Source organism: Candidatus Pelagibacter bacterium nBUS_29, assembly GCF_051200905.1.
GTDB lineage: Bacteria > Pseudomonadota > Alphaproteobacteria > Pelagibacterales > Pelagibacteraceae > Pelagibacter.
The window spans coordinates 206640-227039 of sequence record NZ_CP172843.1 but is presented as its reverse complement, the minus strand read 5'-3'; the positions used below and the strand labels follow the sequence as shown (position 1 = coordinate 227039).

Below are 20400 nucleotides of genomic sequence, written 5' to 3'. Positions count from 1 at the left end.
TTTATAATGTCTGATTTTCTTATACCAAAATTTCTTTTAATCATTTTTCTGAATTGTGATTTTTTTTTCTAAAATATTAAATAAAAATAAAAAAATTGGATAAAAAATAAAAGTGAAACCTGAATTTATCAGGTACCTTAAATAGTTAACTTCAATTGAGAATATAAAATCTAAAGTTATAATTTGGATAGAGTTAACTAATGAAATGGTAAACAACAATGATATCCAGTCATTTATAAATTTTGGTGTAATGGTAATATTTCTCAAATATGCTGTTACCGCACAGATTAACAGATAACAAAAACTGCTAATACCTACAGGTAAACCAACTACTACATCATTAACTAAACCTGCTAGGAATATTGACCCATAATTTAAATATCTTGGATTTTTCAATGTCCAATAAAATATTAAAATATGAGCTATGTTTAATGAAAAATATTTTACTTCTAAGTAATTAAAATCAATTTCATTTAATACAGATAAAAATAAAAAAAATACAGGAAGATAAAATAATAATGATTTTGTGAGATTATATTTATTAAGTGAGGACATTAATTACCGCTCCCGATGTCATAAGAAACGATTTTTACATAATCTAATTGTCTAAAATCAGAAAAAAAATTTACTTTATTTTCTTTATTTATATTATCAGTGAATATTTTGCCTACTGGTAAGCCTGATTTAAATAAACCACCATATCCAGAGGTATAAACAATCATTTCTTTGCCATCTAATTTCTGATTATATTCATCTTTAGTGTATTCAATGACACCATGATTTTTTCCTGTTCCAGAGAGCACAGCATGAATATCTATTGGTTCTAATAAAACTGGAATTTTACTATTTAAATCAGATAAGAGTAACGCTCTAGAATTGGTGTAATTTACTTCAATTATTTTACCCACTAAATAGATACCATCTACAATTGCCATACCAATTTTGACATTATCTTTTGAACCTTTGTTTAAAATAATTGATTTTAAATAAGGACTGTCTTTGTCGACTAAAACCTTCGCGTACACATCTTCTGACTGTACTGTTTCGTTAATTAGTTCTCTTAATTTATTATTTTCTAAAACTAAAAAATCGTTAGATAGTTTATTTTCCTTTAATTTTTTTAATTCAATTTCACTTTTTTTATACTGATTATAAAAGTTAAAATGTTCCTCTATTTTAATTTTAACATCTTTAAAATAATTTTCTGGAGAAGAGGCAATAAAAGATGAGCGATAAACAACTTCATTAATACCTATTTTTATATATTGAACAGCTTTAAAATTTAAACTTCCTAATATTATTATAACAAAGGATAAAAATATATAAGTTAGTAATGAAAATTTTTGCTGATAACTTTTTTTTAAAAAAGCAGATCTAATTGCAATTACAAAATCATCTCTGCTTGAAGCCATAGATCTTAATATTCAGATAACATAGTGGAAAATGTTTCTTCTTGATCTAACGCTTTTCCAGTACCAACTGCAACACAAGATAATGGATCATCCGCAACATGGACTGGTAAACCTGTTTCTTTTGCAAACCTTTTATCAATATTTTTCAATAATGCTCCACCACCTGTTAATGTTAATCCCATATCAACTAAGTCAGCAGATAATTCTGGAGGTGTATTTTCCAAGGCTTGTTTAATGGCATTAATCATTTCTTTCATTATGTCATTTAATGCTTCTGCAGTATCTTCTTCTGTAATATTTACTTCTTTTGGTGTACCAGATCTAAGATCTCTACCTTTAACTGGGTATGTATTTTTACCTGATGCTAATGCAGTACCCATTTCTTTTTTAATTTTTTCAGCGGTGCCGTCTCCAATTAAAAGATTATATTCTTTTCGCATGTAATTAACAATTGCGGTATCCATAGCGTCACCAGCGAACTCTTAAAGATTTAGAGTAAACCAACCCACCTAAAGACATAACAGCTATCTCACTTGTTCCACCACCTATATCTACAACCATAGAACCTGTTGCCTCAGAAATTGGAAGTCCCGCACCAATAGCAGCAGCGATAGGTTCTTCAATTAATTGAACTCTTCTAGCACCTGCAGCAAGTGCACTATCTTGAATTGCTTTTCTTTCAACAGGTGTTGAGCCTGTTGGAACACAAATTAAAATTCTTGGATTTGCAAATGTACTTCCCTTATGAACTTTTTTAATAAAATGTTTTATCATTTCCTCAGTAACGATAAAATCTGCGATTACACCGTCTCTTAAAGGTCTGATTGCACTTATATTTCCTGGCGTTCTTCCAAGCATTGTTTTTGCTTCATCACCAACTGCCAATACATTTTTTTTTCCATTTTGATCAACTATTGCAACAACAGAGGGTTCATTTAGAACTACCCCTTGACCTTTTAAAACAACTAGTGTGTTAGCAGTTCCAAGATCAATTGCCATATCTTGACTCCAAATTTTTTTAACTCTATCGAATAGTCCCATTTTATATACCTCTCACTTTTTCATTTTCTTGCTCCATTGGAGCTGTTTTATCTCGTTTAATAATCATTTTATTTAATGCGCTTAAATATGCGTTGGCAGATGCAACTAATGTGTCTGTATCTGCTGCCTGCCCAACTGTTGTTTTTCCTTTTTCTTCAATTCTAACACTTACTGTTGCTTGAGCATCCGTTCCCTCTGTTACTGCATGAACTTGATACAATTGTAATTTTACGTCATGAGGGTACAAAACTTTTATACATTTAAATATTGCATCAACAGGACCATCACCCGTTTCCGAGGTTTTTTTAACTTCACCATAAACATCCAAAGTCATTTCTGCTCTTTGAGGTTCACCTGTTCCTGCAAAAACTTTCAAAGATTTTAAATTAATTGCATTTATCTGGTTATCAGTAATAAGACTATCATCGACCAATGCCATTATATCATCGTCATAAACATGTTTCTTTTTATCTGCTAAAACTTTGAATTTTCCAAAAGCAGTTTGAATCACATCATCAGTTACATCAGCATAACCAAGATCATTAAGTTTTTCTTTAAAAGCATGTCTTCCAGAATGCTTGCCCATCACTAAAGATGTTTTTTTAACACCTACACTTTCTGGTGTCATAATTTCATAAGTTTCTCTATTCTTTAGCATTCCATCTTGGTGAATACCCGCCTCATGAGCAAATGCATTTTTTCCAACAATCGCTTTGTTAAATTGAACTGGGAAGGTTGCATTCGAAACTATTTTTGAAGCTTTGCTTAATAATTCAGTTTTTATTCCAGTTGAGTATGGCATCAGATCATTTCTTGTTCTAATAGCCATAACTATTTCTTCAAGAGCTGCATTGCCCGCTCTCTCACCGATTCCATTTATTGTACATTCTACTTGTCTAGCCCCTGCCTCAACACCAGCCAAAGAATTTGCTACTGCTAATCCTAGATCATTGTGACAATGAACAGATAGAATTGCTTTATCAATATTTGGAACTTTATTTTTTAATGTTGAAATAATTTTTGTAAACTCTGATGGAATTGTATAACCAACTGTATCTGGAATATTAATTGTTTTAGCACCACTGCTTATTGCAAGCTCAACTATTTTACACATAAAATCCATATCAGTTCTTGTGCCATCTTCACATGACCATTCAACATCATCAGTTAAATTTCTTGCATAGGTCACACTTTCTTTAATAGCTTCCAAAACTTGTTCTGGAGTTTTATTCAACTTATGTTTCATATGTAATGGACTTGTTGAAATAAAAGTATGAATTCTGAATCTTGGAGCTGCTTTTAACGCTTCATGGCACGCATCAATATCTTTCTTACTAGCTCTCGATAATCCACAAGGAATCGAGTTTTTTACAATTTTACTTATTGCTTTTACGGCTTCAAAATCACCGGGCGATGCTATTGGAAAGCCAGCTTCAATGATATCAATTCCAAGCTCATCAAAAATTCTAGAAATTTGAATTTTCTCCTCTAAACTCATAGACGCACCTGGTGATTGTTCACCATCACGCATAGTAGTATCAAATATAAATACTTTATCTTTGTCGCTCATAACAAAATTTTTTTGAAAATGTATAATACAATCTATAAGAGAGAATGCAAAATAATAACTTAAATTACTCTTAATATTAGCTCATTTTAGGCCACCTAAAACTAATTATAAATAGATTCAATTTTAGGCATTAAGTGTAAAAGTTTTTTTGTATAATCGTGTTTGGGCTTCAAAAAAAGTTCCTCTGTTTTAGCTACCTCACACAATTTACCGTCTTTTAATACTCCAATTCTATCACACATTTGTCTAACCACTGGTAAATCATGGCTAATAAATAAAATGGTTAAATTTAATTGTTCTTGAAGATCTTTTAATAAGTTTAAAATTTGTGCTTGAATACTAACATCTAAAGCGGAGGTTGGCTCATCACACACAAGAAGTCTCGGTTGGGTGGCTAATGCTCTTGCAATAGAAATTCTTTGTCTTTGACCTCCAGAAAATTCATGTGGATAACGATCTGCAGATTTTTGCGAAAGCTCTACAGACTCTAATAAATCATAAATATAATTATTTAAATCAGTACTTGATATCAAGGGATTGTGAAGTTTAATTGGTTCTGAGATTATATCCTTAACCTTCAACCTTCCATTTAAAGAAGAATATGGATCTTGAAAAATCATTTGAATTTGTTTTCTAAATTTCATCATTTCTGATCTAGTCTTAATTTTTGTAATACAAACATTATCAAAAAAAATATCTCCAGCAGATGGCTTAAATAAATTTACAATCATTTTAGCAATTGTAGATTTTCCACTTCCACTTTCACCAACTAAACCAAATGACTCGCCTTCTTTAATTTCAAATGAAACATTATCTACAGCCATTACTGAATTTTTAGAACTTTCTGTAAAAAAGTTATCATCAAAACTTTTACTAAGATTCTTAATTTTAACTAAATCTTGTTCTATAATTTCTTTTTTATTCCATCTGTTTAAAATTTTAATATTACTATATTGATTACTTTTGTTTTCTTTTTCAATTATAACAAATCTTGAAATTTTTTTATTGGTTGGGGGTACTGAACTAATTAAACTTTTTGTATATGTTTCTTTTGGTTTTGTTAAAATTTCTTTTGTTTCACCAATTTCAATTAAATTCCCATTTTTCATCACAGCTACCCTATCTACTGTCTCAGCAATTACTCCCATGTCGTGTGTAATTAAAATTACTGCAAGATTTCTTTCTTTTGTTAATCTTTTAATTAAATCAAGAATTTGGGATTGAATTGAAACATCTAAAGCTGTAGTAGGTTCATCTGCAATTAAAAGTTCTGGCTCACAACATAATGCAAGTGAAATAACTACTCTTTGTCTCATTCCTCCTGAAAACTGATGGGGATAATTATTAAATCTTGTATCCGCATCCTTAATTCCAACTTCTTTCAATAAATTGATTGATTTAATTTTTGCTTCTTCTTTTGTTAAATCAAGATGTGTTTGGATCGTTTCTATTAATTGTTCACCAATTGTTAATATTGGATTTAAAGAGGTTTGAGGATCTTGAAATATAAGTCCAATTTTTTTACCTCTATATTTTACAATATTTTTTGGATCTTCATGAATATTTAAATCACCTAACATTACTGACCCGCTTGACACTTTGCCAGGTGCATCAATTAAATTAATAATTGCATTTCCGACAGTACTTTTGCCTGATCCAGACTCTCCTACTAAACCAAGTATTTCACCTTTATTAACCTCAATATTTACATCTTTAGCGGCATAAACCGTTTCCTTTCTCATTGGATAATCTACGCTCAAATTCTTTATCTTTAAGAAACTCATTTTTTTAACCTTGGGTTTAATGTGTCTCTCATCCAATCACCTAAAAGATTAATTGAGAAAGCTAAAATTACTAAAAATATTGCTGGAAAAAAAGTAATCCACCATTCACCAGAAAATAAAAAATCATTTCCTAATCTTATTAGTGTTCCTAAAGATGGAGTTGTTGGAGGAACACCCACACCTAAAAAACTTAAAGTTGACTCAGCTATGATTGCAAGTGCAAGACCAATAGTTCCTATAACTAATACTGGTCTTAAAATATTTGGTAAAATATGTTTAAACATAATAATTAAATTTGAAACTCCAATTATAGTTGAAGCTGAAACATAATCTTTGTTTTTTTCTACCAAAGTTGCTGCTCTTGAAACTCTTGCAAATTGAGGCCACTCTGAAATTCCAATTGCAAAGATTAAAACATAAATTGCCATCTCATCATGCATCTCTCTTGTAATTAATCCCCTTGCAATTCCATCAACTAAAAGTGCCATTAAAATACTTGGCACCGTAAGCTGAACATCCGTTAATCTCATTACTACCATTTCATATTTGCCACCAAAATATCCTGCTGTTAATCCTAGCCCAACACCAAGTATCAAACTAAATATGATTGCTGAAAAACCAACAATTAAAGAAATTCTAGAGCCATAAAGAATTGTTGATAACATATCTCTACCCTGACCATCAGTTCCTAAAATAAATTTCGCAAGACCATCCTCAGTCCAAGATGGTGGAGTAAAAGCTTCCATCAGTGATAGAGATGAAGGGTCAAATGGATTATAAGGGGTAATAAATTCTACAAAAAAAGAACAAAAGAAAATTATAAATAAAATTACTGATGATATAATTGCAGTGGGAGACTTTATAAAACTATGATAAATATCACTATCTTTAATTCTTTCCCAAGTACTTATAGTCTTATCCACTTGAAACATCTCCTTTAACTCTAATTCTTGGATCTATAAAATAGTAAAGAATATCTACAATAAAATTTATCATTACAAAAACAAAAGCAATAAATACTAAATAGGCAGACATAATTGGAATATCAACAAATTGAACTGCTTGAATAAATAAAAATCCCATCCCTGGCCATTGAAAAACTGTTTCAGTAATAATAGAAAATGCAATTAATGTTCCAATATTAATTCCAGCAATAGTAATTACTGGGATCAATCCATTTTTTAATGCGTGTTTATATTTTATACTATTTTCACTAATCCCACGCGCGCGCGCGAACTTAATGTAATCTGTTTGTAAAATTTCCATCATCTCAGCTCTTACTAATCTGATTATATAAGTCATTTGAAATAGACTTAATGTAACTGACGGAAGTATAATTGCCTTTAATCCTGAGATTGTTAAAAATCCTGTGCTCCAAAATCCAAGATCTACTACCTCACCTCGACCAAAGGACGGTAAAATTCCTAAAATTACTGCAAATAAATATATAAATAATATTCCAATTACAAATGTGGGAAGTGAAACTCCAAGCAAAGAGACTGCTAGAATAATGTCACTTAAAAAACCCTCTCTATTGATACCTGTATAAACTCCTAATAATGTTCCAGTTATTAGAGCAATTAAAGCTGAAATTACTACCAGCTCAATTGTTGCAGGTAACCTTTCAACAATTAAATCAGATACTGGTCTTCTTAATTGATAAGAAATTCCAAATTCTCCTTTAGATGCGTTTACAACAAATCTTGAAAATTGAACAGGAATTGGGTCCATTAAACCTAGTGTTTCTCTTAATTCAGCTCTCTCTTCATCTGAGGTTTCTTCACCAACCATATTGTTTATTGGGTCACCAACAAAATTAAATAAAGAGAACGATACAAGGGCAACAACTAGCATAACCAAAGCTGATTGAAACAACCGTTTAAAAAAATATTTTATCAATTTGAGAAGATCTTTAAGTTACAAGCCCTCTATGCAAATATAGAGGGCTTGTAATAATTTTTTTAGTTAAAGCTAGCAGTTCTGAATAACGGTTCGTTATTCGGTCTGATAGGTACATTAACTCCACTTTTAGATGCCCAAGAAATTACTTGGTGGTGAAGAGGAAGATAAGAAATATCATCTTTCACAATTTTCCAAGCATTAGCTATTGCAGCATTCCTTTTATCTAAATCAACTTCACCTTCCATAACTCTTATCGCAGCATCTACTTCAGAGTTACTAAAGTTAACTTTGTTCCAGCTAGCACCAAACTCATATAAATAATGAAATACATAGTGACTATCTAGAGTAGGAACACCCCAACCAAGCATATAGAAATCACCTTGATTATCTTTTAGCTCTTTAAAGTGTTTACTTTTAGTTTGTGCAAATAAATTTACATTAACACCAATTTTACCAAACATACCAACAACAGCAGTACAAATTGCTTCATCATTTACATATCTGTCATTTGGACATCTTAATTCAACATCAAAACCATTTGGATAACCTGCATCTGCTAATAGTTTTTTTGCAGCATCAACATCGTAAGGTAATCTTTTATCAAGATCTGCAGTGTAACCATTTACACCTGGAAAAGTTATTATTCCTGCTGGTTCACTTAAACCTCTCATAACTTTTTTCTTGATCGCTTCGATATCAATTGCTTGATAAAGAGCTTGTCTTACCTCTTTTTTCTTAAATGGGTTATCACCTGTATTACCAGTTCTTAATTGATCAGCAGCTTGATCCATACCTAAGAAAATTGTACGCATTTGTGCAGTACTTTCAACTTTGTGTGCAGATGAAGATCCAATTCGTGCTAAATCTTGAACTGGTGCATCAGTAACTACATCAATTTCTCCAGATAATAATGCTGCAACTCTTGTTGCTGCATTTTTAATTGGAAGTAATTCAATTTGAGTTACTTTTTTATCAGTCATCTCACCCCACCAGTGTTTATTTCTTTTAAACACAGTTTTAGTGTTAGGCTCTCTTAAAGTGATTTTAAAAGGACCCGTTCCCAATGCATTAGTTGCAGAAAAGGTTTCTTGACCAGCATCCCAGTTTTGAGGAGACATTGCAAAATTCTTTTCAGACCATGCTTTAGACATTATAAAAATGTTTGATAATTGGTTCAAAAGAATTGGGTTAGGCTTACTTGTTGTAATTTTAACTGAGTAATCACCAATAGCTTCAACCCCTGAAATAGTACTAATATATTCTTTAAAATCAGATGTTCTTTGTTTGGCTCTTAAGACACTAAATACAACATCATTAGATGTCATTGCAGAACCATCTGAAAATTTTACATCTTCTCTTAATGTAAATACCCATGTGTTAGGATCAGTTGCTTTCCAACTTTTTGCTAACGCAGGACCAATTTTCATATCCAAACCTCTTTGAACAAGTGCTTCGTAAACCTGTCTTGAAACTTGAGTGGTTGGACCTTCGTTTTGTGCGTGTGGATCTAGTGTTAAACTATCTCCTTGCATTGACCATTTGATAGTTTTGGCCCATGCTGAAGAAAATCCAAATACTAGAATTACAGATAGTAAAACTCTAATAAAATTTTTTATTTTCATTATTTCCCTCTTTTCCTTAAATTTATTTAAAAAAAGTATAAATGAAATAACTAAATTATTACAGATAAAATTTTAGATAATAATTAACTTTTGTCGCTATCAACCAATTTCTTCTTACTAATCCAAGGCATCATAGCTCTTAGTTCTGCACCAACTTTTTCTACCGAGTGCTCAGCTAATTTAGCTCTAGTTGCAAGGAAGTTCTTTTGACCATTTTTACATTCATCCATCCACTCTTTTGTGAATTTTCCTGACTGGATATCGGTCAAAACTTCTTTCATTCTTTTTTTGGTTTCTTCTTTATTAACTATTCTAGGACCCGAAACATATTCACCATACTCAGCTGTATTAGAAATAGAATAGTTCATGTTTGCAATTCCACCTTCATAAATTAAATCAACAATTAATTTAACTTCATGAACAGTTTCAAAGTAAGCCATCTCAGGTTCATAACCTGCTTCTGTTAGAGTTTCATAACCATTTTTAATCAACTCAACTAGGCCACCACATAAAACTGTTTGTTCTCCAAATAAATCTGTTTCAACTTCGTCCTTAAATGTAGTTTCAATAATTCCAGATCTTCCACCACCAACTGCAGACGCGTATGATAACGCTAGATCTCTAGCTTTGCCTGAGCCATCTTGATGAACAGCAAACAAACATGGTACTCCGCCACCTTTTTCATATTCGCTTCTAACTAAATGACCAGGGCCTTTTGGAGCAACCATAAATACATCTAAATCTTTTCTCGCTTTGATTAAATCATAGTGAACATTTAATCCATGAGCAAATGCAATACTTGTTCCTTCTTTAACTCTTTGTTCAATGTGGTTTTTGTAAATCTCAGCTTGTAATTCATCAGGTGTTAAAATCATCACTACATCCGCCCAAGCAGCTGCATCAGATAAATTCATAACTTTTAAACCTTTAGACTCAGCTTTTGCTACACTTGAAGATCCTTCTCTAAGTGCTACAACTATTTCTTTAACACCACTATCTTTTAAGTTTAAGGCATGAGCATGTCCTTGACTTCCATAGCCAAAAATTGCAATTTTTTTTCCTTTAATTAGATCAACATCTGCATCTTTTTCATAAAACATTTTCATTTTTTTTCTCCTTAATTAATTAGTTAAATATTTCAGCGCCTCTAGTCATTGCAACCGCTCCAGTTCTTGAGACACTTATAAGACCGTGCGATTTTAAATTCTTTGTCATTTTATCTATTTCTCTTCTCAACGCAGTTATTTGAATTACTGCAGACTTATTTGTCTGATCTAATATAACTGGATTAAATTTTTTACAAGCATTTAAAGCCTTTTTAATCTTAGCGGTATTTCCAATTACTTTAAATAACGCCATTTCTTTAAAAATTACATTTTTATCTTCTCTTTTGAAATTACCTACTTTGTGAACTGGAACTAATTTTTTTAATTGTAGAACAATTTGTTCAATTACTTCAGGTGTTCCTGTTGTTACAATTGTAATTCTTGAAAGATTATTTTTTTGGTCAACCTCAGCTACTGCTAGTGACTCGATGTTGTACCCTCTTCCAGAAAAAAGACCAACCACTCTAGATAAGACACTTGCTTCATTATCTACCCAAACTACAATTATATGGGTCTCTAATTTACTAAGTTTGCTTGGTGAGCTATATGCTGATTTTGATTTTACCATTTAAACTAACGCTTTTCCTTTGCCTGTAATTTTGTTTTCTTCTTGGTCTTTTGGACCTAATAACATTTGATTGTGTGGTTTTCCTGATGGAATCATTGGAAAACAATTCTCAGCTTGGTCAACATGGCAGTCAAAGATAACTGGCTTATTAACATTGATCATTTCCTCAATTTTTTCATCTAATTCATCTGGATGTTCAGCTCTTATACCAACACATCCATAAGCTTCAGCTAATTTTACAAAATCTGGCAATGCCTCAGAATAACTTTCTGAATAATTTTTTTCATGAAGTAATTCCTGCCACTGTCTTACCATTCCCATATATTGATTATTTAAAATAAATATTTTTATTGGTAAATTATACTGTATTGCAGTCGATATCTCTTGCATGGTCATTAAAATTGAAGCTTCGCCAGCAATATCAACTACTAATTTCTTAGGATTTGCAACTTGAACACCTATTGCAGCAGGTAAACCATAACCCATAGTACCCAAACCTCCAGAAGTCATCCATCTATTAGGTTTATTGAATTTATAGTGTTGTGCAGCCCACATTTGATGTTGACCAACCTCTGTTGTGATAAATGTATCTTGGTTTTTAGTTAATTCATAAAGTCTTTGAACAGCATGTTGAGGCTTAATTATTTTGTCACTATTAATAAAGTTTAGGGATTGCTTCGTTCTCCATTTTTGAATTTGCTGCCACCATTTTGAAATTTTTTGTTTATTTGATTTTTCTAAATTTAAATTTTTCTTTTTTAGAGTTTTGGTTGTTGATCTAATAACATCTTTAACATCACCAACAATTGCTAAGTCTACTTTTATAATCTTATTTATTGATGAAGGATCAATATCAATATGTACTTTTTTTGATTTAGGTGAAAACTCATCAATTTTACCAGTAATACGATCATCAAATCTAGCACCAATATTAATTAATAAATCACAATCATGCATAGCATTATTAGCCTCATAAGTTCCATGCATCCCAAGCATTCCTAAAAATTGATTGTCATCCCCTGGATAAGAACCTAATCCTTGTAATGTTGTAGTAATTGGAAAGCCAGTTAATGCAACTAGCTCTCTTAAAAGTTCGCTTGCTTTCGGTCCAGAGTTAACAACTCCACCGCCTGTGTAAAAAATTGGTTTTGAAGCTTTGTTCATTAACTCAATTAATTGATCAATGTCTTTTTGCTTAAATCTATTGTTATTTTTAATTTCTATTTTTTTTTCTTTTTTTAATGAAACATATTTAGTTTTTGCAAACTGAATATCTTTTGGAATGTCTACTAGTACAGGTCCAGGTCTTCCAGTCGTTGCAACTTCAAATGCCTTGTGCATTACTCTTTGAAGATCATTAATATTTTTTACTAACCAATTATGTTTTGTACATGGTCTTGTAATTCCAGTTGTATCGCACTCTTGAAATGCATCAGTTCCTATTAAATGAGTGGGTACTTGTCCAGAGATGCAAACTAATGGTACAGAGTCCATGTATGCATCTGTTAATGCAGTAACAACATTTGTTGCACCTGGTCCAGAGGTAACCAAAACAACTCCAGGCTTACCCGAAGATCTTGCATAACCCTCTGCTGCATGACCAGCTCCTTGTTCATGTCTTACTAAAATATGTTTTACTGAAGAATGATTTTTAAGTTCGTCATAAATTGGAAGAACTGCTCCACCAGGGTAACCAAAAATATGACTTACCTTTTGTTCTTCAAGGCACTTAAATACAATTTCTGCTCCACTATATAATTTTGGCATTTCGCAATCTAGCTGAAGTTGTACTGATTGGTCAAGTTATAGAATGAATTATTTAATTTTTTTTAAAAATTTATTTAAGTCCTGAGGGTGCAATTTTAGCCAACTCATCATGTTACCTCGCGCCCAAGTACTTTGTCTTTTAGCGTATTGTCTGGTCTTTATTGATATTTTTTCAATAACATCAGTCATATCTTTTCTTTCCTCCAGATATTCTTTGATCTCATTGATGCCGATGGCTTTATTGACGCTCTTATCTTTTCTAACTTTCAGTTTAACAAATTTTTTAACTTCTTGAACAGCACCAACCTTAATCATTTTTTCTACTCTTTTGCCAATTCTTTGAACAAGTTCTTCGCGTGGATAATTAATATAGATTTTTAAAAAATCATCTTTATCAAAATATGATTTTGTATTTTGAAACCAATCATGAAGAGATTTTTTTGTAAATTGCTTCACCTCATAAGCTCTGATTGATCTTTGAGCATCAGTTGGATTAATTTTTTCTTTTGAATTTGGATCAAACTTAATAAGTTTTTGATAAAATTTTTTTTGACCTAAATCCTTATGTAAAGCTCTTACTTTGTTTCTAAATCTTATTGGAATATTTGGAATATTTACTAATCCATCTGTTAAAGCTTTAAAATATAATCCTGTTCCTCCAACAAAAATTGGTGTTCTTTTTCTTTTTTTTATTTCATTAATTTTTTTAATTGAAATTTTAAGCCAATCTCCTGTTGAAAAGTTTTTTTTAACACTATGAAAACCATACAGATGGTGTTTTATTTTTTGATAATCTTTGGGATTAGGTCTGGCAGATAAAATTTTTAATTCTTTGTAAACCTGCATACTATCCGCGTTAATGATTTCACCATTAATTTTTTTAGCAAGTTTAACTGAAAAAGTAGATTTTCCAGAAGCAGTTGGTCCAGAAATTAAAATAATCTTGGATTTAAAATCCATGATTAATCTAGTTTAACACCAATGTATCTTCTTTGATTTTGATTATTGTATATTGCTAGTAAAATTGTCTTTTGATTAGAATTTAATACGTCTTTAACAATTTTTTCTAAGTCTTTTGCATTCTTTACTTTTATTTTTTGCGCCTCAACTATAATACTATTGGCCTCAATTGATTTAAGTAATGGGCTAGTGTTTCCTATTTTGGTAACAACTAATCCTGAAGTTTGATTAGGAAGTTTTCTAGTTTTGATATCTTCTTTAGTCAATTTTCTGACAGTAATTTTTAAGTCTTCTATTATTATATCTTTAGGTGGTTCAGATTTTTTTTCACTTACTTTAAAATCATCTGATGTCTCCAATCTTCCTAAAAGAATATTCTTAATTAACTCTTTTTTATTTCTCCAAACTTTAACTTTAACATTTGTTCCAACTTTTGTTTTTGCAACAATTGCTGGTAATTCCTTCATTTGGTTTATTTTAACTCCATTAAACTCTAAAATAATATCTCCAGCTTTAATTCCACCTTTGTCTGATGGGCTGTTTTCTGCAACACTTGCAACCAATGCTCCTCTGGGCTCATCTAGTTTTTCAACATCAGCAATTTCTTGTGTTACATCTTGAATTCTTACACCTAACCAACCTCTTTTAGTCTCACCAAACTCTATCAGTTGATCTATCACAATCTTTGCACTGTTTGACGGAATTGAAAAACCTATTCCAATTGATCCATTTCTTCCAAGAATTGCCGTATTAATTCCAATTACATTTCCATCCATATCAAACAATGGGCCTCCTGAGTTTCCTGAATTAATCGATGCATCTGTTTGTATATAATCTTCATATCTAGATAATCCAATTGATCGATTTCTTGCAGAAATAATTCCCGATGTTACTGTTCCACCTAAACCAAATGGATTTCCAATAGCAATCACCCAATCACCAATTCTTGCTTTATCTGAGTTTCCAAAAGCAACTGGAGTAAATTTGTCACCAGTTTCTAGTTGAAGTACTGCTATATCGGATAAAGGATCAGCACCAATTACTTTTGCTTTGTATTCTTCATTGCCATTAACTCTTACTATAATGTCTTCTGCATCTTGAATGACATGATTATTCGTAACCACTATCCCTTTTTCATCAATTATAAACCCAGATCCTAAGGCAGATGATTTTCTTTCTTGTGGTGTGCCGAATTCTTTAAACATATCTTCAAATGGTGAGCCTGGAGGAAATTGAAATGGAAATGGATTTGTTGTTGTGGTTACAGTTTGAGTGGTTGAAATATTAACTACTGATGGCATTAATCTTTCTGCAAGATCTGCAAAAGATGCTGGCACTGATTTTGAATTAGATTGTATTGAATAACTAAGTGTAAAAATAAGTGTTAATAATATTAATTTAATTTTTTTCATACTACCTTTTAATATAATAAATAATTACAAATCCTAAAACTGCAAAAATTAGCCCACCTGATCTCAACTGACTTTCCTTTACAAATTCTAATTTTCTCAACATACTTTTCATTTTTGATGGAAATATGGCATACAAAATTCCTTCGATAAAAAGAAAGAGACCAAATGCTATGATCAATTCTTTCATATTAAATAGGTTATTCTGATTTAGGTTTTATATTTCCAAAAAACTTAAAAAATTCACTATCAGGAGATAATATTAATGATGTATCTCCACCAATTAGAGCTGTTTCATATGCTTGCATCGCTCTGTAAAATGCAAAAAATTCTGGATCTCTTCCAAAGGCTTCAGCGAAGATTTTATTTCTTTCTCCATCACCTTCCCCTTTCATGATCTCAGAGTCTTTATTGGCATTTGCTAGAATTACTGAAACTTTTTTATCTGCAGTTGAGGTAATAGTAACCGCCATCTCAGCACCTCTTGCTCTAAATTCTTTAGCTTCTCTCTCTCTTTCAGTCTGCATTCTTCTATAAATTGCATCACTGTTTGCTTGAGGAAGGTCTGCTCTTTTAATTCTCACATCAACAATTTTGATACCAAATTTTTTGGCTTCTGTATTTACACCTTCTTGAATTAAAGACATTTGTTTAGATCTATCTTTAGAAAGTAAGGTTTGTAATTCTTGTTGTCCTAAAACATTTCTAATTCTTGAGTTTATGATTGTTGCTAATCTTGATCTTGCAACTCTTTCATTTCCAACTGAAATATAAAATTTTAAAGGGTCTGTAATTTGAAATCTTGCGAATGCATCCACAATTAATCTTTTTTGGTCAGATGCAATAACTTCTGCTGGCGGTGTATCTAAATTTAAAATCCTGCTATCTAAAAAAACAACATTTTGAACAAAAGGTAATTTAAAATTTATGCCTGGTTCAACAATAATTTTTTTAGGGTCACCAAATTGTAGAACAATTGCTTGATTAACTTCTTTTACAATAAATACTGAAAAGAAAACTAAAGCTCCTAATATCGCAATTACAGGAAATAATATTTTTTGTACTTTCATTTAATTGCTCGCTTTCGATTTACCTAATTCAGGTAATGGAAGATAGGGAACTACTCCTGATCCTGCATTTTTTTCAATAATCACTTTTTCAATATCTGCTAAAACTTTCTCCATAGTCTCTAGATACATTCTTTCTTGAGTAACTTCTTTAGCTTTTGCATACTCATCATAAATTGAAATAAATCTGCTAGCTTCACCTTCAGCTGATGCTACAACTTTTTGTTTATAAGCTTCTGCTGCTTGTAAAATTTTTGCAGCTTCCCCTCTTGCTCTTGGTATCACATCGTTAGCATAGGCTTCCGCCTCATTTTTAGATCTTTCCATGTCTGCTCTAGCAGCTTGAACATCTCTAAACGCATCAATTACCTGATCTGGTGGATCCGCCTTTTGAGTCTGCACTTGTGTAATTTGAATTCCACTATTGTATTCATCTAAAATTGATTGAATAATTTCTTGAGTTTCTATCTCAATTTTTGCTCTTCCTTCAGTTAAAATTGGCTGAATATCGCTTTTGGCAATTACTTCTCTCATAGCCGTTTCTGCTGCTGCTTTAACAGTTCCTTGAGGGTCTTGAATTTCGAATAAGAATTTTCCTGCATCTTTAATTACCCAGAATACTGAAAAGTCAATGTTCACAATATTTTCATCTCCTGTTAACATTAAACTTTCTTGAGGAACATCTGCTACTCCTCCTCCTGAAGAAAAACCACTATCTCTTTCAGATCTAAAACCAATATCCATTCTATTTACTTTGGTAACTTTGGGAGTTTCTACTGTCTCTACTGGAAAAGGTATGTGATAGTTAAGACCAGGTTGAGTTGTTTTTATGAATTTACCAAATCTTAAAACAACACCCTGTTCATCAGGTAATACTCTATATAAACCACTTGCAAGCCATACAAAAAGTAAAATAACTAAAATTAAACCGATTGGCTTTCCACCTGATTTACTTCCGCCGGGTAAAAATTTATTAATTTTGTTTTGAATATCTCTAATAATTGCATCTATATCTGGTGGCGTTGGTCCTTTACCCGAACCATTTCCTCCTCCACCTGGGGGTGTTCCCCATGGACTTCCACCTCTGCCTTTAAAATCATCTGACATATGACAAAGTATATAGTGTCTTTATTCTAAAAAACAAGTAATCATGAAAATATGACTGATAAAAAGCCAGAACTAAGTGACGCAATGAAAAAGAAGCTGGAGCCCAGGAAATTCACTAAAAATCCTATCTTAGGAACAAAATTTACGATTGCAATTTCAAGTGCAAAGGGAGGAGTTGGAAAATCTACATTTGCAACGAATCTCGCATTAGCTTTAAAACAAGTTGGTTGTAAAGTTGGTTTACTTGATGCTGATATTTATGGCCCATCTATTCCAAAAATGTTTGATATTAATGAAAAGCCAAAAAGTGATGGTCAAAAATTAGAGCCAATCGTTAAATATGATATTCAATGTATGTCCATTGGTTTTTTAGCAGATCAACAAACTCCAATGATTTGGCGTGGTCCTATGGTAACCAGTGCAATTAAAACTTTTACTCAAAAAGTGAATTGGAAAGATTTAGATTTCATTATTGTTGATATGCCTCCAGGAACTGGGGATACTCAGTTAACTTTTTCACAAGAAATTAAGATGGATGGAGCCATAATTGTCTCTACTCCTCAAGAAGTAGCTTTATTAGACGTTAAAAGAGGTATCAAAATGTTTGATAAACTTGGAGTTAAAATTTTAGGGTTAGTCGATAATATGAGCTACTTTACTGGAGATGATGGTAAAAAATATAAAATTTTTGGTGAAGGTGGCGTTAGAAGAACTGCAGAAGAATTTGAAAAAGAATTTTTAGGAGAAATACCTATTAATCCTGAAGTTGGAAAGAATGGAGATGAAGGAAAGCCTATAGTCGAAGCTAATCCTGAACATGAAATTTCAAAAATATTTATACAATTAGCTGAAAAGATTAGATCAATATATATATAGATTTATTTCTACTGCCAGGGTTTCCCTAAACACCACAAAACTAATGAAAATCTTGTTCCAATAGTGACAGGAGTTACACAATGATACATGAAAGATGGAAATACAATTAGCGATCCTTGTGATCTACTATCGTCACAAACCTTAATTCTATTTCCTTTAACATGCGGGCCTAGATCAAATTTTAAATTTCCACCTTCGTAGCTATTTGGATCAGTCAAATTTAAAGTCATACTAATTTTTCTAACCTTTCCCCATTTCTTATCGTCTTGTGAAAATATTGGAATGAGACCAGACTTGTCTTTTTTTAATGGTAAGTCCTCCTTTTCCATGTCTGGCATAATTGCATTACTTCCAGCAGTACTGGATTGATCATTGAAGTTTTTCTTTGGTGGTTTAAATGTTAGTGGGTTATCGCTTACTTTTATCGCTGGTCTTATGGCGCTATTAAAATCTGAAGACCCATCAGAATGCCACCCATAAAATCCACCATCTTCTTTTCTACCGTGATAAACTGTAAACTGAAACATTTCAGCTGTATCAATATTCCAATTCCAGCCTGCTTCTCTGTTGGCTTTTTCAATTAAAGGAAGAATAAGATCGTATAAAAATTTATCTTTAAGCCAACATATTTCACTGTCACGCACAACAATTTGGTCTAAATTAAAACCTTCTTTTTTAATTTCCTCATTTGTTTTGTCTGAAACAGTTATATCCTTTGAAACTTTATTTCTTTCACGATTTATATGTTTTTCATTTAGAGTATTCCCCTGTGTTGAAATTCCTTTTTTTTTATTTTCTTCGATATTAGATAAACCGAGTGAGATTATTTTCTGACAAATATCTGGTTTTATTGCTTCTTTATAGCTTATATATGGGTGCAATAGCTTCATTTTAATTTAATAGTAAATTAAATTTTTTAATTTTTAAACTAAAATACTATTATGATAAATATATCTATTAGATAATTTTTTCATTAAGATCAAAAGCAATCATTAGTTCGTTCCATTCTCTCTTTGAAAGTCCTGAACTATCTACATCAACATTTTCACCTTTGATAAGTTTTTGGATAATTACTTTACCTTTGGCTGAAACTTCAGTTCCACCAACCCTATAATCCATAAATGCATCATAAGTTATTGGAACCCATTTTTTAACAGTATCCAACATAATATCTGCATACACTCTTATTTCATATTGTGCATGACTATCAGCTCTTAATCTTAAAAAATTCATTAAATTTAACAAATCAGTTTTCCAGTACCACTGTGTGTAAGTATTTAAAGTTAAATTCATTCTTGCAAGTTCTCTAGCTAAACCTTTTTTACTTTCATCTATAGTTGAGCCGTCAAATCTTTCATTCAACATAGTTTCATAATTATCATAAGTTCTTTCAGCATCATTTTTTAAAAGTTCCAAAACTTCTTTTGCCTGTTCACCTTCCAGAACGTCTCCCCTACCTTGTCTGTTGCTTGTAGATTGGGCTGCTAAATTTTCTGTACTTGGTAAATAAAATTCTTTATCTAAAATAGAATATCTTGCTGAATACTCATTTACATTAGCTGTTCTGTGTCTAATCCATTGACGGGCAATAAAAATTGGTAGCTTAACATGGTATTTAATTTCACACATTTCAAATGGAGTACTATGCCAGTGCCTCATTAAATATTTAATCAGCCCTGCATCTGTTGAGACCTTTTTGGTTCCTTTACCATAAGAAACTCTAGCTGATTGAACAATTGATGTGTCATCACCCATATAATCAATAACTCTTACAAAACCATGATCCAACGCAGGAATTGCTTCGTATAGAATATTTTCAAGTGCAGGAGCTGTAACTCTCTTAGTTTGATTCTGTTGAGACTGTTGTTCTTTAATTTCTTGTGATTGTTCGCTAGTTAATTTCATGATTTTTATTGAATCTCTTGTAATTGCTTTTATATTAATAATGTTGGTTTTCCAACTATGACGATAAACGAATTTCGTAATAACCATTGCGGACGTGGGGGCAGTACCCACCACCTCCACCATTACAACTTATGGGGGTGAACTAGATTCGACGGATGACTAAAGGCTATTCTTTTGTTCGGAATTGTTCCACCGTAACGGGCTAATTTATAATTGCTAACGAAAGTTACGCACTTGCTGCCTAATTAACTTTGTTAATTAAGTAGACGGGGTCCGGGGCACCTGGCAACAGAACGCCCCTTAC

18 protein-coding genes, 1 other RNA gene and 1 pseudogene are annotated in these 20400 nt (G+C 31.8%); 2 read left to right on the top strand and 18 right to left on the bottom strand.

All coding sequences use genetic code 11. The annotated features are described in order from the left end of the window. Positions 1-36 precede the first annotated feature (36 nt). The 16 genes and pseudogenes from ACIJYA_RS01160 to hflK all read right to left on the bottom strand — a co-directional run bounded on the left by ACIJYA_RS01160 (position 37) and on the right by hflK (position 17315). Positions 37-555: a rod shape-determining protein MreD gene (locus ACIJYA_RS01160; RefSeq protein ID WP_435088655.1), complete on the bottom strand. Its 519-nt coding sequence runs from the start codon at positions 553-555 to the stop codon at positions 37-39. Beyond that, complete coding sequence (gene mreC, locus ACIJYA_RS01155) at positions 555-1412, bottom strand: rod shape-determining protein MreC (protein ID WP_435088654.1); 858 nt, start codon at positions 1410-1412, stop codon at positions 555-557. The genes ACIJYA_RS01160 and mreC overlap by 1 nt, the downstream gene beginning before the upstream one ends. Before the next feature lie 5 nt (positions 1413-1417). Then, positions 1418-2453 (bottom strand): annotated as a pseudogene (locus ACIJYA_RS01150) (rod shape-determining protein). Position 2454: 1 nt separating this feature from the next. Continuing rightward, complete coding sequence (locus ACIJYA_RS01145; protein ID WP_435088653.1) at positions 2455-4023, bottom strand: 2-isopropylmalate synthase; 1569 nt, start codon at positions 4021-4023, stop codon at positions 2455-2457. Between the two features lie 101 nt (positions 4024-4124). Further along, complete coding sequence (locus ACIJYA_RS01140; protein WP_435088652.1) at positions 4125-5807, bottom strand: dipeptide ABC transporter ATP-binding protein; 1683 nt, start codon at positions 5805-5807, stop codon at positions 4125-4127. Further along, positions 5804-6739 (bottom strand): ABC transporter permease, encoded by a 936-nt coding sequence (locus ACIJYA_RS01135; RefSeq protein WP_435088651.1) that lies wholly within the window; start codon positions 6737-6739, stop codon positions 5804-5806. The genes ACIJYA_RS01140 and ACIJYA_RS01135 overlap by 4 nt, the downstream gene beginning before the upstream one ends. After that, positions 6723-7706, bottom strand: coding sequence for an ABC transporter permease (locus ACIJYA_RS01130; RefSeq protein WP_435088650.1), 984 nt, complete (start codon positions 7704-7706; stop codon positions 6723-6725). The genes ACIJYA_RS01135 and ACIJYA_RS01130 overlap by 17 nt, the downstream gene beginning before the upstream one ends. 62 nt (positions 7707-7768) lie before the next feature. Then, positions 7769-9331 (bottom strand): ABC transporter substrate-binding protein, encoded by a 1563-nt coding sequence (locus ACIJYA_RS01125; protein WP_435088649.1) that lies wholly within the window; start codon positions 9329-9331, stop codon positions 7769-7771. Between the two features lie 83 nt (positions 9332-9414). Continuing rightward, complete coding sequence (ilvC, locus tag ACIJYA_RS01120; protein ID WP_435088648.1) at positions 9415-10437, bottom strand: ketol-acid reductoisomerase; 1023 nt, start codon at positions 10435-10437, stop codon at positions 9415-9417. A 19-nt stretch (positions 10438-10456) separates the two neighbouring features. Beyond that, the gene (ilvN, locus tag ACIJYA_RS01115; RefSeq protein ID WP_435088647.1) at positions 10457-11005 is read right to left on the bottom strand and encodes an acetolactate synthase small subunit; all 549 of its coding nucleotides are present in this window, start codon (positions 11003-11005) and stop codon (positions 10457-10459) included. Further along, the gene (locus ACIJYA_RS01110) at positions 11006-12772 is read right to left on the bottom strand and encodes an acetolactate synthase 3 large subunit (protein ID WP_435088646.1); all 1767 of its coding nucleotides are present in this window, start codon (positions 12770-12772) and stop codon (positions 11006-11008) included. It lies immediately after the preceding gene. 48 nt (positions 12773-12820) lie between these two features. After that, a complete protein-coding gene (miaA, locus tag ACIJYA_RS01105) occupies positions 12821-13732 on the bottom strand; it encodes a tRNA (adenosine(37)-N6)-dimethylallyltransferase MiaA (protein WP_435088645.1) in 912 nt (303 codons plus the stop codon). A 2-nt stretch (positions 13733-13734) separates the two neighbouring features. Next, positions 13735-15144, bottom strand: a complete 1410-nt coding sequence (locus ACIJYA_RS01100) for a Do family serine endopeptidase (RefSeq protein WP_435088644.1) — start codon at positions 15142-15144, stop codon at positions 13735-13737. A gap of 1 nt (position 15145) precedes the next feature. Beyond that, a complete protein-coding gene (locus tag ACIJYA_RS01095) occupies positions 15146-15331 on the bottom strand; it encodes a DUF2065 domain-containing protein (RefSeq protein WP_435088643.1) in 186 nt (61 codons plus the stop codon). A 10-nt stretch (positions 15332-15341) separates the two neighbouring features. After that, positions 15342-16211, bottom strand: coding sequence for a protease modulator HflC (gene hflC / locus ACIJYA_RS01090; RefSeq protein WP_435088642.1), 870 nt, complete (start codon positions 16209-16211; stop codon positions 15342-15344). After that, complete coding sequence (gene hflK / locus ACIJYA_RS01085; RefSeq protein WP_435088641.1) at positions 16212-17315, bottom strand: FtsH protease activity modulator HflK; 1104 nt, start codon at positions 17313-17315, stop codon at positions 16212-16214. Positions 17316-17366: 51 nt separating this feature from the next. Between hflK and ACIJYA_RS01080 the strand changes: the two genes are divergently transcribed. Next, entirely contained in the window at positions 17367-18191 is an 825-nt protein-coding gene (locus ACIJYA_RS01080) for an Mrp/NBP35 family ATP-binding protein (protein ID WP_435088640.1), read from the top strand. Positions 18192-18199: 8 nt separating this feature from the next. Here ACIJYA_RS01080 and ACIJYA_RS01075 read toward each other — a convergent pair whose 3' ends face one another. After that, the gene (locus ACIJYA_RS01075) at positions 18200-19081 is read right to left on the bottom strand and encodes a 2OG-Fe(II) oxygenase (RefSeq protein WP_435088639.1); all 882 of its coding nucleotides are present in this window, start codon (positions 19079-19081) and stop codon (positions 18200-18202) included. Positions 19082-19148: 67 nt separating this feature from the next. Then, positions 19149-20096, bottom strand: coding sequence for an FAD-dependent thymidylate synthase (thyX, locus tag ACIJYA_RS01070; protein ID WP_435088638.1), 948 nt, complete (start codon positions 20094-20096; stop codon positions 19149-19151). Positions 20097-20100: 4 nt separating this feature from the next. On the opposite strand from thyX, the gene ssrA reads away from it, so the two are divergent. After that, positions 20101-20399, top strand: a transfer-messenger RNA (tmRNA) gene (gene ssrA / locus ACIJYA_RS01065). Position 20400: the final 1 nt, after the last annotated feature.

Excerpts from the sequence above, each read along its gene's own strand:
- ACIJYA_RS01160 (WP_435088655.1), bottom strand. The coding sequence starts at position 555 with ATGTCCTCACTTAATAAATATAATCTCACAAAATCATTATTATTTTAT.
- mreC (WP_435088654.1), bottom strand. The coding sequence starts at position 1,412 with ATGGCTTCAAGCAGAGATGATTTTGTAATTGCAATTAGATCTGCTTTT.
- ACIJYA_RS01145 (WP_435088653.1), bottom strand. The coding sequence starts at position 4,023 with ATGAGCGACAAAGATAAAGTATTTATATTTGATACTACTATGCGTGAT.
- ACIJYA_RS01140 (WP_435088652.1), bottom strand. The coding sequence starts at position 5,807 with ATGAGTTTCTTAAAGATAAAGAATTTGAGCGTAGATTATCCAATGAGA.
- ACIJYA_RS01135 (WP_435088651.1), bottom strand. The coding sequence starts at position 6,739 with ATGTTTCAAGTGGATAAGACTATAAGTACTTGGGAAAGAATTAAAGAT.
- ACIJYA_RS01125 (WP_435088649.1), bottom strand. The coding sequence starts at position 9,331 with ATGAAAATAAAAAATTTTATTAGAGTTTTACTATCTGTAATTCTAGTA.
- ilvC (WP_435088648.1), bottom strand. The coding sequence starts at position 10,437 with ATGAAAATGTTTTATGAAAAAGATGCAGATGTTGATCTAATTAAAGGA.
- ilvN (WP_435088647.1), bottom strand. The coding sequence starts at position 11,005 with ATGGTAAAATCAAAATCAGCATATAGCTCACCAAGCAAACTTAGTAAA.
- ACIJYA_RS01110 (WP_435088646.1), bottom strand. The coding sequence starts at position 12,772 with ATGCCAAAATTATATAGTGGAGCAGAAATTGTATTTAAGTGCCTTGAA.
- miaA (WP_435088645.1), bottom strand. The coding sequence starts at position 13,732 with ATGGATTTTAAATCCAAGATTATTTTAATTTCTGGACCAACTGCTTCT.
- ACIJYA_RS01100 (WP_435088644.1), bottom strand. The coding sequence starts at position 15,144 with ATGAAAAAAATTAAATTAATATTATTAACACTTATTTTTACACTTAGT.
- ACIJYA_RS01095 (WP_435088643.1), bottom strand. The coding sequence starts at position 15,331 with ATGAAAGAATTGATCATAGCATTTGGTCTCTTTCTTTTTATCGAAGGA.
- hflC (WP_435088642.1), bottom strand. The coding sequence starts at position 16,211 with ATGAAAGTACAAAAAATATTATTTCCTGTAATTGCGATATTAGGAGCT.
- hflK (WP_435088641.1), bottom strand. The coding sequence starts at position 17,315 with ATGTCAGATGATTTTAAAGGCAGAGGTGGAAGTCCATGGGGAACACCC.
- ACIJYA_RS01080 (WP_435088640.1), top strand. The coding sequence starts at position 17,367 with ATGACTGATAAAAAGCCAGAACTAAGTGACGCAATGAAAAAGAAGCTG.
- ACIJYA_RS01075 (WP_435088639.1), bottom strand. The coding sequence starts at position 19,081 with ATGAAGCTATTGCACCCATATATAAGCTATAAAGAAGCAATAAAACCA.
- thyX (WP_435088638.1), bottom strand. The coding sequence starts at position 20,096 with ATGAAATTAACTAGCGAACAATCACAAGAAATTAAAGAACAACAGTCT.